Source organism: Streptomyces sp. NPDC042259 (assembly GCF_055582085.1).
Genome location: NZ_JBVJDW010000013.1, coordinates 12,320 through 28,934, shown reverse-complemented (window position 1 = coordinate 28,934; position 16,615 = coordinate 12,320). Strand labels below are relative to the sequence as shown.

The 16,615-nt window shown below is 70.6% G+C and carries 12 protein-coding genes; 4 read left to right on the top strand and 8 right to left on the bottom strand.

What is annotated here, in order from left to right:
• The first annotated feature begins 431 nt into the window (after window positions 1-431).
• Window positions 432-2,957 (top strand): ATP-dependent Clp protease ATP-binding subunit, encoded by a 2,526-nt coding sequence (locus ACZ6MA_RS28460; RefSeq protein WP_130878268.1) that lies wholly within the window; start codon window positions 432-434, stop codon window positions 2,955-2,957.
• Window positions 2,958-3,059: 102 nt separating this feature from the next.
• On the opposite strand, the gene ACZ6MA_RS28455 is transcribed toward ACZ6MA_RS28460, so the two are convergent.
• Window positions 3,060-6,077: an NACHT domain-containing protein gene (locus ACZ6MA_RS28455; protein WP_469437117.1), complete on the bottom strand. Its 3,018-nt coding sequence runs from the start codon at window positions 6,075-6,077 to the stop codon at window positions 3,060-3,062.
• A gap of 5 nt (window positions 6,078-6,082) precedes the next feature.
• A complete protein-coding gene (locus tag ACZ6MA_RS28450; protein ID WP_469437115.1) occupies window positions 6,083-6,412 on the bottom strand; it encodes a trypco2 family protein in 330 nt (109 codons plus the stop codon).
• A 445-nt stretch (window positions 6,413-6,857) separates the two neighbouring features.
• On the opposite strand from ACZ6MA_RS28450, the gene ACZ6MA_RS28445 reads away from it, so the two are divergent.
• On the top strand, window positions 6,858-7,607 hold the full coding sequence (locus tag ACZ6MA_RS28445; protein ID WP_469437113.1) for a M23 family metallopeptidase: 750 nt from the start codon (window positions 6,858-6,860) through the stop codon (window positions 7,605-7,607).
• 209 nt (window positions 7,608-7,816) lie between these two features.
• Here the strand turns inward: ACZ6MA_RS28445 and cseC are convergent, their stop codons facing one another.
• From cseC to ACZ6MA_RS28420, 5 genes are all read right to left on the bottom strand, one after another.
• Window positions 7,817-9,115 carry a two-component system sensor histidine kinase CseC gene (cseC, locus tag ACZ6MA_RS28440; RefSeq protein ID WP_469437112.1) on the bottom strand — a complete coding sequence of 433 codons (1,299 nt, stop codon included), beginning with the start codon at window positions 9,113-9,115 and terminating at the stop codon, window positions 7,817-7,819.
• Window positions 9,116-9,229: 114 nt separating this feature from the next.
• Window positions 9,230-9,937, bottom strand: a complete 708-nt coding sequence (cseB, locus tag ACZ6MA_RS28435) for a two-component system response regulator CseB (RefSeq protein ID WP_469437110.1) — start codon at window positions 9,935-9,937, stop codon at window positions 9,230-9,232.
• 7 nt (window positions 9,938-9,944) lie between these two features.
• Window positions 9,945-10,604, bottom strand: a complete 660-nt coding sequence (locus ACZ6MA_RS28430; protein ID WP_469437108.1) for a hypothetical protein — start codon at window positions 10,602-10,604, stop codon at window positions 9,945-9,947.
• A complete protein-coding gene (locus ACZ6MA_RS28425; protein ID WP_469437106.1) occupies window positions 10,592-11,140 on the bottom strand; it encodes a SigE family RNA polymerase sigma factor in 549 nt (182 codons plus the stop codon). Before ACZ6MA_RS28425 ends, ACZ6MA_RS28430 begins: the two co-directional genes overlap by 13 nt.
• A 507-nt stretch (window positions 11,141-11,647) precedes the next feature.
• Window positions 11,648-12,541, bottom strand: a complete 894-nt coding sequence (locus ACZ6MA_RS28420; RefSeq protein ID WP_469437104.1) for an HhH-GPD family protein — start codon at window positions 12,539-12,541, stop codon at window positions 11,648-11,650.
• 417 nt (window positions 12,542-12,958) lie between these two features.
• On the opposite strand from ACZ6MA_RS28420, the gene ACZ6MA_RS28415 reads away from it, so the two are divergent.
• Together ACZ6MA_RS28415 and ACZ6MA_RS28410 are read left to right on the top strand one after the other, a co-directional pair.
• On the top strand, window positions 12,959-13,435 hold the full coding sequence (locus ACZ6MA_RS28415) for a pyridoxamine 5'-phosphate oxidase family protein (RefSeq protein ID WP_469437102.1): 477 nt from the start codon (window positions 12,959-12,961) through the stop codon (window positions 13,433-13,435).
• A 529-nt stretch (window positions 13,436-13,964) separates the two neighbouring features.
• Window positions 13,965-14,786 (top strand): hypothetical protein, encoded by an 822-nt coding sequence (locus ACZ6MA_RS28410; protein WP_469437101.1) that lies wholly within the window; start codon window positions 13,965-13,967, stop codon window positions 14,784-14,786.
• A gap of 631 nt (window positions 14,787-15,417) precedes the next feature.
• Here ACZ6MA_RS28410 and disA read toward each other — a convergent pair.
• On the bottom strand, window positions 15,418-16,542 hold the full coding sequence (gene disA / locus ACZ6MA_RS28405; protein WP_130878256.1) for a DNA integrity scanning diadenylate cyclase DisA: 1,125 nt from the start codon (window positions 16,540-16,542) through the stop codon (window positions 15,418-15,420).
• Window positions 16,543-16,615 lie beyond the last annotated feature (73 nt).

Below are 16,615 nucleotides of genomic sequence, written 5' to 3'. Positions count from 1 at the left end.
CTGCGGGGCGCATAAAGACTCCGTACGGCGCGAGGGTGTTCGCCCGTAGCGGATGGAATGGGCCTGCGCGGCATGGAGTGTCCGTGCTTGCGGGTAAGACATTCCCCGTGGGGAGAGGCGATATAACACCGCGCGGAGCGGGCCGCCGGGGTGGCGGCCGGGCTACGCGCGGGCGTGTCGGCCCGGGCACGCGTTCGCCATCGGCGTAGTGATGGTGGGCGTATATGCCTGGCCTGCGGGAACATCGTCTCCCACCATCGGGTTGGAGGAGTTGTCGGCTGTTCGGCAGCAGGTTTCCCCGCCGACCGCGGGGTGATCCGGACGGATGTCGGCAGTTGGAATGAGCTGTCCCGTCCTGCGGGACTAGCATGCGGAAGGACAGGGAGGGGACCGACCCCTAACTGCCTGACCGCTCTGAGGAGCGATTAACGATGTTCGAGAGGTTCACCGACCGCGCGCGGCGGGTTGTCGTCCTGGCTCAGGAAGAAGCCCGGATGCTCAACCACAACTACATCGGCACCGAGCACATCCTCCTGGGCCTGATCCACGAGGGTGAGGGTGTCGCCGCTAAGGCCCTGGAGAGCCTCGGGATTTCGCTCGAGGCGGTCCGCCAGCAGGTGGAGGAGATCATCGGGCAGGGCCAGCAGGCTCCGTCCGGTCACATTCCCTTCACTCCCCGTGCCAAGAAGGTCCTGGAGCTCTCGCTCCGCGAGGCCCTTCAGCTCGGCCACAACTACATCGGTACGGAGCACATCCTGCTCGGCCTGATCCGCGAGGGCGAGGGCGTCGCCGCCCAGGTCCTGGTCAAGCTGGGCGCCGATCTGAACCGGGTGCGTCAGCAGGTCATCCAGCTGCTCTCCGGCTACCAGGGCAAGGAGGCCGCCACGGCCGGCGGCCCGGCCGAGGGCACGCCCTCGACCTCGCTCGTCCTGGACCAGTTCGGCCGCAACCTGACGCAGGCCGCTCGCGAATCCAAGCTCGACCCGGTCATCGGGCGCGAGAAGGAGATCGAGCGGGTCATGCAGGTGCTCTCCCGCCGTACGAAGAACAACCCGGTCCTCATCGGCGAGCCCGGCGTCGGCAAGACGGCGGTCGTCGAGGGCCTGGCCCAGGCCATCGTCAAGGGCGAGGTGCCCGAGACCCTCAAGGACAAGCACCTCTACACCCTCGACCTCGGCGCCCTGGTCGCCGGCTCCCGCTACCGCGGTGACTTCGAGGAGCGCCTGAAGAAGGTCCTCAAGGAGATCCGCACCCGCGGCGACATCATCCTGTTCATCGACGAGCTGCACACCCTGGTGGGTGCCGGTGCCGCCGAGGGCGCGATCGACGCCGCGAGCATCCTCAAGCCGATGCTGGCCCGAGGCGAGCTCCAGACCATCGGTGCCACGACGCTCGACGAGTACCGCAAGCACCTGGAGAAGGACGCGGCCCTCGAGCGCCGCTTCCAGCCCATCCAGGTCGCGGAGCCGTCGCTGCCGCACACCATCGAGATCCTCAAGGGCCTGCGCGACCGCTACGAGGCGCACCACCGCGTCTCCATCACGGACGAGGCCCTGGTCCAGGCCGCCCAGCTGGCCGACCGCTACATCTCGGACCGCTTCCTGCCGGACAAGGCGATCGACCTGATCGACGAGGCCGGCTCCCGCATGCGCATCCGCCGGATGACCGCGCCGCCGGACCTCCGCGAGTTCGACGAGAAGATCGCCGACGTGCGCCGGGACAAGGAGTCCGCGATCGACTCGCAGGACTTCGAGAAGGCCGCCTCCCTCCGCGACAAGGAGAAGCAGCTCCTCGCCGCCAAGGCGAAGCGCGAGAAGGAGTGGAAGGCCGGCGACATGGACGTCGTCGCCGAGGTCGACGGCGAGCTGATCGCCGAGGTCCTGGCCACGGCCACCGGCATCCCGGTCTTCAAGCTCACGGAGGAGGAGTCCTCCCGCCTGCTGCGCATGGAGGACGAGCTGCACAAGCGCGTCATCGGCCAGAAGGACGCCATCAAGGCGCTCTCCCAGGCCATCCGGCGCACGCGTGCGGGCCTCAAGGACCCGAAGCGCCCCGGCGGCTCGTTCATCTTCGCGGGCCCGTCCGGTGTCGGTAAGACGGAGCTGTCCAAGACGCTCGCCGAATTCCTCTTCGGCGACGAGGACGCGCTGATCTCCCTCGACATGTCGGAGTTCAGCGAGAAGCACACCGTCTCCCGGCTCTTCGGCTCCCCGCCCGGATACGTGGGTTACGAAGAGGGCGGTCAGCTCACCGAGAAGGTGCGCCGCAAGCCGTTCTCCGTCGTCCTCTTCGACGAGGTCGAGAAGGCCCATCCGGATATCTTCAACTCGCTGCTGCAGATCCTTGAGGACGGTCGCCTGACCGATTCCCAGGGTCGCGTGGTCGACTTCAAGAACACCGTCATCATCATGACGACGAACCTCGGCACCCGGGACATCTCCAAGGGCTTCAACCTGGGCTTCGCCGCCCAGGGCGACGTCAAGACCGGGTACGAGCGGATGAAGGCCAAGGTCAACGAAGAGCTGAAGCAGCACTTCCGGCCGGAGTTCCTCAACCGTGTCGACGACACGGTGGTCTTCCACCAGCTGACCGAGGAAGACATCATCCAGATCGTCGACCTGATGGTCGCCAAGGTGGACGAGCGTCTCCGCGACCGCGACATGGGCATCGAGCTCAGCTCGGAAGCCAAGTCGCTGCTGGCGAAGAAGGGCTACGACCCGATCCTGGGCGCCCGCCCGCTGCGCCGCACGATCCAGCGCGAGATCGAGGACATCCTCTCGGAGAAGATCCTCTTCGGTGAGCTGCGCCCCGGTCACATCGTGGTCGTCGGCACCGAGGGCGAGGGTGAAGAGAAGAAGTTCACCTTCCGCGGCGAGGAGAAGGCAGCCCTGCCGGACACCCCGCCGATCGAGTCCGCCACGGGTGGCGCGGGTCCGAACCTCTCGAAGGACGCGTAAGTGGTAGCTGCCCTCGGGGCAGCGTGAACAGCAGGGCCGGCCCCGGAACCGTTCGATCGGTTCCGGGGCCGGTTTTGTTTTCCCGGCGGGCGGTGGGCGGAGTCAGTGGATCCGGAGCCGGTCGCCGAAGTGCTCGGCGCCGAGGATTTCCACTTTCTCGGTGTTCACCACATCCAGTCGCAGCTCCGGCTGGATGTGCAGGGCGCTCAGATCCAGCGGCTGTGGTGGTGCCCTGAGTACGTGCAAGCCCAGGAAAGACAGGTTGGGGAAGAGGTGGAGAACCTGCTCGATCACTGAGAAGTCGTCGGTCAGTGTGAGGAGGAGGCTGGTGGTCTGTGGCAGTGGCCCCGTGCTCGTGGCGATGACCTCCAGGTTGGGGCTCCCCAGAGCCAGCCCGAGCAGTTGTAGTTTCAGGTCCGCCAGTGCGGAGAAGTCCCGCAGCCGGGGGCAGGCCGTGATGGTCAAATGCTGGATTTCCGGGTGTTCCCTAAGGAAGTGCAGGTCCCGGAGAACGGAGTTGTGCTCCAGCTCCAGCCAACGCACCTCTTGTCCCGCGAGGCCGCGGCGTAGCTCGGCCGAGCTGTGGTCCTGCGAGACGGAAAGGTTCCCGATCCGGTCCAGATGGCGCAGGGCGGAAAGCTGTTCCGGGAAGAGGATGCGCAGTGACACATCGTGCAGTGGCATCGCGGCGAGGACTTCTTCCGCGTACCGCTGTGGGGGCTGAGACCGCCACGCGTTGGCTACCGCGTTGCGGGCCAGGGGGGAGCTGTGCTGTCCGTACCGCTTCAGCAGCGGAAGAGCTGTCTCCCCGAGTGAACCGAGAATTCTTGCGATTCTGGCTGCCTGTTCGGCGCCCAGCCCTTCCGGCTCCGGCAGAATCGGCAGCACTTCCGGCCCCAGAGAGGCCAGAAAGCCGTACTCCCGCTCCTCGCGCGGCGGCCCCAGCGCCTTGAGCCCGCCCCACACAGCCTCATGCAGTGCGTCGTCCACATACGCCGAGCCGATCGCACAGGCCGCGGCGAGTGTGCGGAGCGGCCACTCCGCCTCCGGATCGGGCGCCTCGTCCGCCGCCTTCAACACCCCCGAGATGACCCGCCGGGCTTCGCTCCGCCCGCAGTGCCCGATCACGAGCCGGATGACGTCCTGCCATTGCTCCTCGGCCGCGTGGCCCAGCAATTCGTCCAGGCTGTCGTTGTCCTGGAACTCCTTCGCCGCGAGGTAGTCCTGGAACGTGCGATGAATGAATTGAATGACGTCCGTCGCCCGCTCCTGGAGCAGTCCACTGCGGTTGAGCAGATGCGTCAGCACCTGGTCCGCCGTGCCCTGCTCGCGCACATGCCGTAGGCCGCTCATGGCCAGTGTCAGTTGGCGTACGGCCTGGGCGCGGGAGAGTTCCACGCGGCCGTTGCGTACGAGCCACAGGGCGATGTGCTGGAGCAGTTGCTGACCGTCGTCGACGCTGAGGGTGATGCCTTCCGGCTTGTGGATGCGCCGGTAGTCGTCGCGGCCGCCGAGCAACATGGCCAGCGCGGCACGGTAGAGGTCCCACCGGGTGCGGGGCAGCAGCCCGCTGCGGCGGCGGTGCAGGGCGCAGATGACGGCGCACAGCAGGGGGGTGCGGGCCAGGTCGCGCAGAGTGGCGTTGCGCTGGAATTCCTGGGCGAGATCGCGCTCCAGGGAGTCGAGCCGGCCGCGTTGCCGCAGGGCGTGCGGCGCGTCGGGGAAACGCTCGCACTCCAGCCGGGCCGCCTGGTGCCAGGCGCCGACGAAGGCCTGGATGTCGGTGTCGCTCATGGGGAGCAGCAAGAGCTCCTCGAAGCCCTCCGACTCCAGCCAGGAGTCCTCGACGGCGAGCGGCCGCACGGTGACCACGCACCGGGTCTCCGGATGGAGCCGTAACAGCTCGGCAAGCCATCTGCGGGCGGGGGCGCGGTCGGGCTGGGGAAGCTCGTCCAGGCCGTCGACGAGCAGGAGGGCGCGGCCGGATTCCAGCACGCGCCCTGCCCAGCCGGTCGGAGGTTCGCCCACCTGGAGCTGAGCGACGGCGGGCAGCCGGTCCGGAGTGGGCGTGAGGGTGCCCTGGGCCGCGAGGCTGCGCATGGGGACGACGAAGGGGATCAGGCCGTTGAGCGCGCTCAGCTTCGGAGGCAGGGTGCGGCAGACGGCGTGGGAGGCCAGCCACCACACCAGGGTCGTCTTTCCGGCGCCCGCCTCGCCGCGCAGGACGGTCCGGGGCCTGGAGGCGAGGAGGTCCTCGACGCGCTGGGTCTCGGGGCGGGCGCGGTGCTCGCCGTGGTCGGCCGCGTCCCGGGGCGCGCGGGCTTCCAGGCTCAAGTAGGCGGTGTCCAGGTCCCAGCTGTTCTCGTTGGTGCCGAGGTCGTCGAGGCCGAAGATCTCCAGGCGGCTGTAGCGGGCCTTGAGCGCCTTGGCGTACCGCTCCTCGTGGGCGAGGTCCTCCGGGTGCGGGGAGTGGATCGGCTCCAGGGCGGGGGCGTTCGGCCAGTGGTCCAGCAGGGCGGCCGTGAAGCCCTTGTCGCTCATGGCCGAGGTCAGCGGGACCGCGTCGATGGAGGAGTGCTCCCAGCCCATCGGGTCCTCGGCGGCGATACCGACGAGGACCTGACCGATGACGACGGGGCCGCCCGACAGCCCCGCCCAGGGGGAACCGTCCCCTGGGGACGAGGGCGGGTGGTGATCGCTGCGGAGCACGTACCGGCCGCGCAGCCGGCCCGACAGGGGCACGAGCGTGCCCGGGACCTGGACCGCCTCCAGCTCGTCGTCACCGAAGCGCTGCACCTGGGGAAAGCCCAGCGCCTGGCACCCGTGCACCGGCTCTCGGGTGACGATCTCGCCCCAGCGCAACGCGGCGAGGTCGGTCTCGCCCGCTACGGCGTGCCGGGTCCGGAGGAGGGCGGCATCACAGCCGTCGGGGCGTCCCAGCCACAGGACGTCACAGCTCACCGGCTGTCTGCCGTCGAGGCCGAGGACCGCGACCTCCGCCGGGTCGGGCCCTATGACGTGGGCGCTGGTCAGGACGAGCCGCGGGGTCAGCAGCACCCCGCTGCCCTGGGAGCCGGCCAGCACCGCCACGAGCCGGTCCGCCACGGAACGTAAGCGCACGCCCGTCACCCCTGGGGGGTGCCGAACCGCGAGGTTTTGCCCTGGCGGTCGTTGCCGACCTTCCAGCCCTCGCCCGTGCGCCGGTCCTTCGGCGTCAGGGTGAACGCGACCTTATGCGTACGGGTCGAGCCGCGGGATGCCTCCGCGTCCGCGCTGACGACCCAGGCCTTCACGCCACCCTTGCCCTTGGCGTCCTTGCGGATCTCGACGGTGAACTCCATCGAGATCTCGCCGACGTCGAAGCCCAGATCCCGGCCCGAGCCGCGGGCGGCGGCCTCGGTGAGGCCGTCGCGGACCGCCTCGACCGCGTCCGCCAGCTCGATGTCGTCGTTCATCGTGGTGCCCCCCGGCTGCCGGGCCGCGCGTGCCGCGGCCGCTGCCCGGGAGCGTACCGGTGGGGCGGGCACCGGCCCCCGGGAATCGGCGGGCCTGTGACCTGAGTGAGCCCAAGAGCTTGCCGGTGCTGTGGGGGCTATTGGTGCGTACGAAGACGCAGAATTCCGGCGGGTCGAAGGTCCCAAAACCGGTAAGGCCGTAAGTCCATTCGCGGTGATACGGCCCATAGGGTGTGGGTCACATACTGGGCCGGTTAGTAGAAATGCCGCCCATGGAAATCCTCCATTGCCACCCGATGCGCCCCCGGATAAGGGGGTGATCGCCCGCCGCCCGGCTACGGCATTCTCTAGTAGTGGCCGCCCTTGGCCGGACGGCGAATGCGGGTTACCAAGGTATGGCGATCCCGGTCCGCAGCCGGGACCAATTCATGCCTGGAGGTTTCACATGTCGAAGCACACCACTTTCCGAAATTCCGGTAAGACCCTGCACCGCGCCCGTACCGCCGTTGTCGTGGCCGTCGGACTCGGAGCCTCGGTCGTGCTCGGCACCGGCGCGGCGCTCGCCGCGGACACCACCTCCGCTCAGGCACAGCTTCCGGCCTTCGCCTCCGTCGCGGCCCTGGGCGACGCGATCAACGCGCAGGCCGAGACGCAGCTGAAGGTCGCGGCCAAGGAGAAGGCGAAGGCGCAGCAGGACGCGGCCAAGCGCGCCGCCGACGCCCGTAAGCAGGCGGAGGCCTCCCGTAAGCAGGCCGAGGCCGCCCGTAAGCGCCTGAACGGCTGGGTGGCGCCGGTCGCCGGTTACCAGGTCGGCCAGCCGTTCGGTAAGGCCGGCAGCATGTGGGCCAACAAGCACAGCGGCCAGGACCTGGTCGTCGGCACCGGTACGTCCGTGATGGCCGTGCACGGCGGTACGGTCGTGAAGGCCGGCCCGAACGGCGGCGGCGACGGTCCCGCGTACGGCAACGCCATTGTGATCAAGCACGACAACAACACGTACTCGCAGTACGCGCACCTTTCGCAGGTGAAGGTCTCGGTCGGCCAGACCGTGACCACCGGCCAGCAGATCGGCCTGTCGGGCTCCACCGGCAATTCCTCCGGCCCGCACCTGCACTTCGAGATCCGTACGACCGCGAACTACGGCACGGCCGTCGAGCCGGTCGGCTTCATGAGCGCCCACGGCGAGAAGCTCTGATCCAGGCGGATAACCGAGAACCACATACTGCGGGGACCACGGGCCCCCGAGCCGGCCACCACCGGCTCGGGGGCCCGTGCCGTTTTCGCTGCCGCTCCGGTTGCCGGATATCCCGCCGGATTGTTCTGTGTCCTCAATCGCCGGACGGGCTGCTGTGCCGTGTCCTCAATCGCCGGACGGGCTTTTGGCTGAGGTGTGCCGGGCCGGTTCTAGTCCGGGACCTGGATGATCGGGAAGCTTCCGGTCGCGGTCGGCGAGGACTCCGGGAGCCAGAGCACGGCGACCGCGCCGCCGTCGCCCTCCGCCGTCGGGTCCGCGTTGCGGAAGGTGAGGCGTGCGCCGAGGACGCGGGCCTGGCCGGCCGCGATGGTCAGGCCCAGGCCGTGGCCCTTGCCCGCCCGGTCCTTGCTGCCCGTGCGGAAGCGGCTCGGGCCCTCCCGCAGCAGCTCCTCGGGGAAGCCGGGGCCGTGGTCGCGCACCCGCAGGACCCGGCCCTCGACGGTGACCTCGAAGGGCGCCTTGCCGTGCTTGGCGGCGTTGGCCAACAGGTTGCCGAGGATCCGCTCCAGGCGGCGCGGGTCGGTGGAGACGTAGGCCTCACGGACGACCTTGACCTTCGCGTCCGGGGCCGCGGCCCGCACCCGCCGGAGCACGAACTCGCCGAGTTCGATCTCCTGCATCTCCGCCCGTTCGGCGAAGCCGTCCAGCCGGGCGACCTCCAGGACGTCCTCGACGAGCGTGCGCATGGCCTGGGCCCGGTCCCGTACCAGCTCGGTGGGGCGGCCCGGCGGCAGCAGTTCCGCGGCCGTGAGCAGCCCGGTGACGGGCGTGCGCAGCTCGTGCGCGATGTCGGCGGTGACGCGGCGCTCGGCCTCCAGCCGGTCCTGGAGGGCCTCGGCCATCCCGTCCACCGCGCGGGCGAGGTCGTCGGTCTCGTCGCGCACCCGGCCGCCGATGGCCTCGCGGACGCGGACGTCCGGGTCGCCGTCGGCGAGTTTGCGGGCGGCGGTCGCGGCCTTGCGGAGCCGCCGCGAGAGCTGGCCGCCCACCAGGATGCCGAGCGCGCAGCCGCCGAGGACGACGGAGACCGAGCCGACGATCAGTGCCTTGTCGAGGTCGTCGAGGATGTCGAAGCGGTCCTTGAACCGGGTGTGGATGGAGAGGACCTTGCCGTTGCGCAGCGGCACGGAGGCCCAGACCTCGGGGGCGCCGTCACCGGAGTCCTGCAGATAGGTGGCGCGCAGCCCTATGTCGGCGGCGTCGCGCAGCTGCTTCGGCAGCGCGGGGTCGTCCAGCTTCGCGCGGAGCATCAGCCGGCCGGTGGTCTCGTAGAAGCGCTGGGCGACCTGGACCCGCTCGTCCATCACGTCGCGGCTGTTGTCGAGCATGGAGACGCGGGCGGCGTTGTGCACGACGAGGCTCAGCGCGACGGCCACCAGGGCGCCGACGCCGGCGATGGCCAGACTGACCTTCCAGCGCAGTCCGCTGCGGAGGGCGAGCTTCACCACGGCGCGACCGTGACCTTGCCGGACGCCACCCGATCACAAACGAACTCACGCGCGGGAGCGGTCATGTCGTGCGCGATCACGCCCTTCGCCATGCGGGGGTTCACCACCTGGCGCTCAGCCTCTGAGCTTGTAGCCGAAACCACGGACCGTCTCGATCCGGTCCTGGCCGATCTTGCCCCGCAGCCGCTGCACGTGCACGTCCACCACGCGGGTGTCCCCGCCCCAGCCGTAGTCCCAGACCCGCTCCAGCAGCCGGTCCCGGGAGAGGACGGTGCCGGGCGCGGCCGAGAACTCCAGCAGCAGCCGCATCTCGGTGGGGGTCAGCGCGACGGGCAGGCCCGCCTTGCGGACCTCCATGCCCTCCGTGTCGACCTCCAGGTCACCGAAGCGCAGCACGCCGCCCTCGATCGCCTCGGTGGTCTCGGGCGCGGCGTTGCCGTTCGGCCCGCTGGCGTGGCCGAAGCGGCGCAGTACGGCCCGTATCCGGGCGACGAGCACGGCACCGTCGAAAGGTTTCGTCACGTAGTCGTCGGCACCGGCCTCCAGGCCGAGCACGACGTCGATGGAGTCCGCGCGGGCGGAGAGCATGATCACGGGAACGGTGGACTCGTCACGGATCCGGCGGCACAGGCTCACACCGTCCAGGCCCGGGACCATGACGTCCAGCAACGCGATGTCCGGCTGACGCCGGCGGAAGCGCTCCAGCCCCGTCAGCCCGTCCGGTACCGCGGTCACCTCGAAGCCGTCGCGCTCCAGCGCCAGCTGGGTCGCCTCGCGAATGACGTCGTCGTCCTCGACGAAGAGCACATGCGTATCACCCACGCCGCTCTCAGCCCTCCGTTCCTTCGCTCGGGAGATCGGCCTTGCCGTCGTTCCCCGTCTTGCTGTAGTCCGTGTGCGTACGGCCGGTCTCGCGGAAATCCTTGCCCGACCAGTGGTACGTCACGACATCTTCGCCGGACGCGCAGCACACCGCGTCACCGGGGCCGTAGACCTGCTTGGTGAGCCGCAGGTCCCGGCGGTCGATCTCGGCGTACACGGGCGGCTGCTCGGCCACGAAGACGTTCTCGTACCCGTCGCCCTTGGCACGGTACACATACGCGCCGATGCCGATGCCGTCACCGCAGGTCAGGATGTTCACCACGACGTCGGACCGGGAGCCGTCGGTCAGTTTCCCGTAGGTGATGTCGACCGGGTACTGGTTCTTCACGCACGGCTTGAGGTTCTTCTTGATCTGATCGCTGATCTTCGGATCGCCCTTGATCAGCTTGACGGCGTCGACCTTCTCCTGGGTGGGAGTGGCCGACGCCGAAGGCATGCGGGTGGCTTTCGCGGCGGACTGGCTCTGCGCCGGTCCCTCCTTGCGCACGCCCTGACTGCTCGCGTCGCAGCCGGCAAGCAGAAGACCGGCGACGGCGGCCATTCCCGCGACCGCGCCGCCGGTGATCAGTGCCGGCTTGAGGGGAGCCGCCTTTTTCAGGCCGCGCACCGTTCCTGCCCCCGCTCGTCGCGTTCGAGGGCGTGGAAGTCCAGGTCGCGGCTCTCCAGCTCCTGACGCAGCCGGGCCAGGGCCCGGTGCAGCGTGCTCTTGACCGTGCCGGTCGACATGCCGAGCGCCTCCGCGGTCTCCTCGGTGCTCATCTGCTCCCAGTGTCGCAGCACGACCACGCTGCGCTGCTTGGGCGCCAGGACTCCCAGGATGTCCATCAGCAGGGCGCGATCGGCGTGCTGCTCGGTGCCGTCCTCGACGCGGGCGTCGGGGAGCTGCTCCGTGGGCACCTCGTCGAGCTTCCGGGCGCGCCACCACTCCGTACGAGTGTTGATCATGACACGACGCAGGTAGGCGTCGGCCAGCGACTTGTCCGCTATGCCTTCCCAGCGGCCGTACGTGCGTACCAGGGCGGTCTGGAGGAGGTCCTGCGCGTCGATGGGGTCCGGCACGAGACGGCGGGCGCTGCGCAGGAGGGCGTCCTGACGGTTGCGCACGTACTCTTCGAAGTCCAGAACCTTGCCGCTGCTGGCCATCTCGCAGCCTCCATTCCGCTTGCGTCCCCACGTCACGCTGGTGGTCCTCCAGCACGAGTAGGACGCTACGGAGACGCTGTTGCGGCGTGATGTGCAGCAGCCCTTCGACTGGTGCACAGCTACCCATAGGTTGTGTAACAGCGGGGAGGAAAGAGCGGCTCTGTCCGTTTCGCAGGGTGAAACGGGTGTGCGGTGATGAAACGAAGGAACGCCTCGCCTGGTCGGCGGATCTTTGGCTGCGGGCCGGTCTGTGCCGCCCGCGGCGGCGAGCCTCTCGCCTGGCCGGCGGTCTCTTCGGCTGCGGGCCGGTTGTGCCGCCTGCGGCGGCTCAGCGCCCTGCGGGCGTGTCCTCAATCGCCGGACGGGCTTGATTGGCTGGGCTCAGCCGCAATCGGCCCGTCCGGGCCAAACCAGCCCGTCCGGCGATTGAGGACACAGGCACAGCAGCCCGTCCGGCGATTGAGGACGGCACCGTGCAGCGGGGGGCAGTAGCGAGCGACGGGCCGGCTAGGCCAGCGGCAAGCGGTACGTGCCGTCGTCGAGCGGTTCGACCAAGCCGTCGGCGACGAGTCCGTCCAGCGCGCGGGCTCGCTGTACGGGCTCGTCCCACACCCGGTCCAGTGCCTCCTGCGGCACCGGGCCGACGGTCTCGCGCAGTACGGCCAGCAGCTTGCCGCGCACCTGCCGGTCCGTACCGGCGTAGGTCTGGCCGCGCCGCGGCGGGCCGTCGTGGGCGGGCGACCCGGCGGCCTTCCAGGCGCAGCGCCCGGCGATCGGGCAGTGGGCGCAGGAGGGGGTGCGGGCGGTGCAGACCAGCGCCCCCAGCTCCATCGTCGCGGCCGCCCAGCGCGCGGCGACCGGCTCCTCCTCGGGGAGCAGGGCACGGGCGAGCTTGCGCTCGGCGGCCGTCGTGGCGTTCGGCGGGTACTGGGCGCCGCTGACCGCACGGGCGAAGACCCGGCGGACGTTGGTGTCGAGGACCGCGTGCCGCTGCCCGTACGCGAAGGACGCCACGGCCGCCGCCGTGTATTCGCCGACCCCCGGCAGCGCCAGCAGCTTGGCGTGGTCACGCGGTACGTCGCCGCCGTGCCGTTCGGTGATGGCCGTCGCCGCGCCGTGCAGCCGCAGCGCGCGCCGTGGGTAGCCGAGCCGTCCCCAGGCGCGCACCGCCTCGCCGGGCGGCTCGGCGGCCAGGTCGGCGGGGCGCGGCCAGCGGGCGAGCCACTGCTCGTAGACCGGCAGGACCCGGCTGACGGGGGTCTGCTGGAGCATGAACTCGCTGACCATCACACCCCACGGACCGGCCTCGGGGCGGCGCCACGGCAGATCACGGGCGTGCTCGTCGAACCAGTCGATGACGGGGGCGTGCAGGACGGTGGGCGTCTGGGGGATGGCAGTCATGGCGCCACCGATCCTGGCATGAGCGCGTACGACGGGGAAACGCGCCGGGCCCCGGACACCCGACTTTCGGCAGGGGCGGGCCGCCCCCGCGCCCCGTGGCGGCGGCAGACCGGTCCGCGCGGGGCGTACCCACCGTCGCCGTGTCGCGAGACCGGCCGCGGCCCTGGCCCTGGTCACGGCCCTCGGCTGCCCGCCGGGACGCCGCTCGGCCGCGCCCTGGCCGGCGCCACCGGACTTCGCGGGGGTCACCTCGGCCGGTGCCGTGCGCGGCTTTTCCACTGCGCCGACCCGGTGGTCGAATGGCTGGTTCTGATCGGCACGCAGCCGTTCGCCGGGGTCCTCGTGCACCCCCGCGCACCGGCTGTCGGCCTTCCACCCCGCTGGTACCCCGGAGCCGATCGGGGTGGAATGGGGATCATGACCGAAACCCAAGCCCGCCCCCCGCTGGAGCTCCTCGCCGCGCTCGACGCCCACACGACCATGACCCTGGCGTACACCGACGAGGACGGACCCCAGGCGTGCGCCGTGCTCTACGCGCCCGCCGAGGAGTCCGTGCCCGCCCTGGTGTTCGTCACCTCCGCCACCACCCGTCACGGCCGTGCCCTGCGCGACGGCGAGACGCGCGTCGCCTTCACCGCCCAGCGCGACCACCAGGACTGGATGACCCTGAGTGGCGTCCAGGGCCGGGGCGTCTGCCGTCGGCTGGAGGGCGCGGAACGCGAGGCCGCGTGGCGGTCCTTCACGACGCGTTTCCCCTACGTCGAGGAGACCGAGCAGCTTCGGCAGGCGATGGAGCGCCAGGACCTGTGGGAGCTGCGCCCCGACTGGCTGCGCCTGATCGACAACGGCCAGGGCTTCGGCCACAAGACGGAGTGGCCGCCCGCCGGAGCCTGACGGCACGTGCCGTCAGACGAGCCGTCACCCCTTGGGCTGAAGGGGGAACGACAGGGGGACGCTGCTCCATGGTCATGGTCACGGTCACCCCGGCGTACGGGCGGCCGTGGCGGCGGCGCCGAGAGCCCTTGCCGCGCCCTGAACCTCCGGGCACGACCTCGTTCACGGCGTAGGCGACGGCCGTGCTGCCCGGCACGAGCGCCGCGCGCGCCACCCCGCGCGCCCCGCCACGCCTGGCCTGCCGTCAGATTCCGATGGCCGCCCCCCCATCGGCGGCAACAATGCGGCTTCCGCGCCCACTTCCCCGAGGCGCCGCGCCCAACCCGGGGCACCGCGGGTGCGCTGGAACCGTCGGGTACACGCCCCACCGCCCCATCGGCAAGGCCCGTGCCCGACCTTCGCCGGATGGCGTGGCCCTTCTCCGGTGTGCGTATGTCGGCTCTCGGAGCCGGGTAGATGATGAGAAAAGTCTGCACTCCTACGGCGGGTACTGGCTGGTGCCCTGGCCGATCTCTCGTAGAGTCTTCGCGTGGGATCTTTGCGCAATCCGATCGGGCCGCTTCCCTCCTCCATCTACTGGCGGCGGAGGGCAGTTGCGCTTGGCCTGCTCGGCGTCCTCTCGCTGCTGGTGCTGTGGGCCGTCTTCGGAGGCGGTGACGGCTCCGGCGGCGACTCCAACGGATCGAACAGCAAGGGCCCCGAGGACACCACCATCACGCCCGGGCCCACCCCGTCGGGGCCGCATTTCAGCCAACGGCCGGGCGGTCGCGATGGATCGGGCACCGGCGGCAGCGGCGGTGGCGTCGGCGGCGACCATGGCGGGACGGGCAATGCCGGCAGTGGCGGCGCGGGCGCGGGTGCCGGCGGCGGTACGGGCGGCTCCGCCGGTTCCGGTGGCGGCGGACTGGGCACGGGCGACGGCAAGGCCGTGCCGGCCGGATCGAAGCTGCCCGACTGTGCGTCAGGATCCGTACAGGTGAGCGTGCGTACGGTGAAGGACGTCTACAAGCCCGACGAGAAGCCGAAGTTCGAGTTCGTCGTGAAGAACTCCGGCGGTACGGCCTGCAAGGTCGACTTCGGATCGGCCGCGGCCGCCCTCAAAATCGTGAAGGCCGACGGCAACGACCACGTGTGGTCCACCGACGACTGCGTCACGGGCGGCGCGCCCGTGCTGCTGGAGCTCCCCGGCTCGGGCGAGATCAAGAGCGCCCTGGAATGGGACCGCAAGCGCAGCGCCCCGCGCTGCGCGACGCCGTCCGGTTCCCCGACCGCCGAACCCGGTACCTACAAGGTCGAGGTCAAGATCGCGGGGGTCACCCAGACGGTGAACTTCACGCTGGAAAAGGCCTGACCCCCGAGCCAAGGCCCGACCCCGGCTGCCCCGCCGGGCACCCTGCGGGCAGCGCGGCGGGGGCGCCCCACCGCGGCCCGCAGGGCCAAGCGCACTCCGCCCCGCCTGCGGGGCCAAGTGCCCGTTGCGGCCCGCAGGGCTGCACGCACACCACGGCCCGCAGGGCCAAGCACAAAGCGCCCGCAGGGCTGGACGCACGTCGCGCCCGCAAGGGCCAAGAACGTGCGGCCTGCAGGGCCAAGCCCACATCGCCCACAGGGCGGACGCACGACGCCCGCAGGGCCAAACGCACGTCACCTACAGGTAGAAACACACGACCCCTGCAAGGCCATACGCACGGCGCGCCCAGGGGTCGAACGCCCACCACAGCCCGCGGGATCAAGCGCACGTGCCCGCAGGACCAAGTGCACGCCGTGCCCCTGCCGGGGGCCAAGCGCACGCCGCGCCCGCAGGGGCGAACGCACGACGCGCCCGCAGGGCCGAACGCCCACCACTTGCCTGCAGGGCCCAAAACACGCGGCCCGCAGGGCGAAACGCACGCCGCGCCCGCAAGGGCCGAACACGGCGGCCCGCAGGGCCAAGCGCACGGCCCGCGAGGGCCAAGCGCACAATCGCCAAACAGCCGGCCAGGCTAAACGTACCGCTCGAGGATCGAGGACTCCGCGAGTCGGGACAGACCCTCGCGGACCGAGCGGGCGCGGGCCTCGCCGACGCCGTCGACCGTCTGGAGGTCGTCCACGCTCGCGGCGAGCAGCTTCTGCAGTCCGCCGAAGTGCTCGACGAGCCGGTCGATGATCGCGCCGGGCAGTCGCGGCACCTTGGCCAGCAGCCGGTAGCCGCGCGGGGAGACCGCGGAGTCCAGCGTCTCGGGGGAGCCGCTGTAGCCCAGGGCGCGCGCGACGATGGGCAGTTCGAGCAGCTCGGCGTGGCTGAGGGAGTCCAGCTCGGAGAGCGCCTCCGGGACCGTGCGGGTGCGCTTGGCGGTCGGCTCGGGGACGTAGTCCCGCACGACCAGGTCACGCTCCGGCTCGACGCCCGCGATCAGCTCCTCCAGCTGGAGGGAGAGCAGACGGCCGTCGGTGCCCAGCTCGATCACATACTCCGCGATCTCCGTGGCGATCCGGCGGACCAGCTCCAGCCGCTGCGAGACCGCCGTGACGTCGCGGACGGTGACCAGGTCCTCGATCTCCAGGGCGGAGAGCGTGCCGGCGACCTCGTCGAGACGGAGCTTGTAGCGCTCCAGGGTGGCCAGCGCCTGGTTGGCGCGGGAGAGGATCGCGCCCGACTCCTCCAGGACGCGGCGCTCGCCGCCCACGTACAGCGCGATCAGCCGCATCGACTGGCTGACCGAGATGACGGGGTAGCCGCACTGGATGGACACGCGCTGCGCGGTGCGGTGCCGGGTGCCGGTCTCCTCGGTGGGGATCGAGGCGTCCGGGACGAGCTGCACGCCCGCCCGCACGATCTTGGTGATGTCCTTGTCGACGATCAGCGCGCCGTCCAGCTTGCACAGCTCGCGCAGCCGGGTGGCGGAGAACTCCACATCGAGGACGAACCCACCGGTACACATCGATTCGACGGTCTTGTCCATGCCCAGGACGAGCAGTCCGCCGGTGTTGCCGCGGAGAATGCGCTCCAAACCGTCCCTCAGGGGAGTGCCGGGCGCGACGGCGCTCAGCGAAGCGCGCATCAGACCGTCAGCACCGGAGCTTCCCCCGGCCTTGCCGGGGCCCGATGCCCGGTCGTTGGCTGCCACTGCACTCCTCCGGTCGCAAGGTCATCGGTGCCGCAGGCCGCCCTGGCTGTCGCGTACGTGCGTACGTACGGGC

Excerpts from the sequence above, each read along its gene's own strand:
- ACZ6MA_RS28460 (WP_130878268.1), top strand. The coding sequence starts at position 432 with ATGTTCGAGAGGTTCACCGACCGCGCGCGGCGGGTTGTCGTCCTGGCT.
- ACZ6MA_RS28450 (WP_469437115.1), bottom strand. The coding sequence starts at position 6,412 with ATGAACGACGACATCGAGCTGGCGGACGCGGTCGAGGCGGTCCGCGAC.
- ACZ6MA_RS28420 (WP_469437104.1), bottom strand. The coding sequence starts at position 12,541 with ATGACTGCCATCCCCCAGACGCCCACCGTCCTGCACGCCCCCGTCATC.
- ACZ6MA_RS28425 (WP_469437106.1), bottom strand. The coding sequence starts at position 11,140 with ATGGCCAGCAGCGGCAAGGTTCTGGACTTCGAAGAGTACGTGCGCAAC.
- ACZ6MA_RS28445 (WP_469437113.1), top strand. The coding sequence starts at position 6,858 with ATGTCGAAGCACACCACTTTCCGAAATTCCGGTAAGACCCTGCACCGC.
- ACZ6MA_RS28415 (WP_469437102.1), top strand. The coding sequence starts at position 12,959 with ATGACCGAAACCCAAGCCCGCCCCCCGCTGGAGCTCCTCGCCGCGCTC.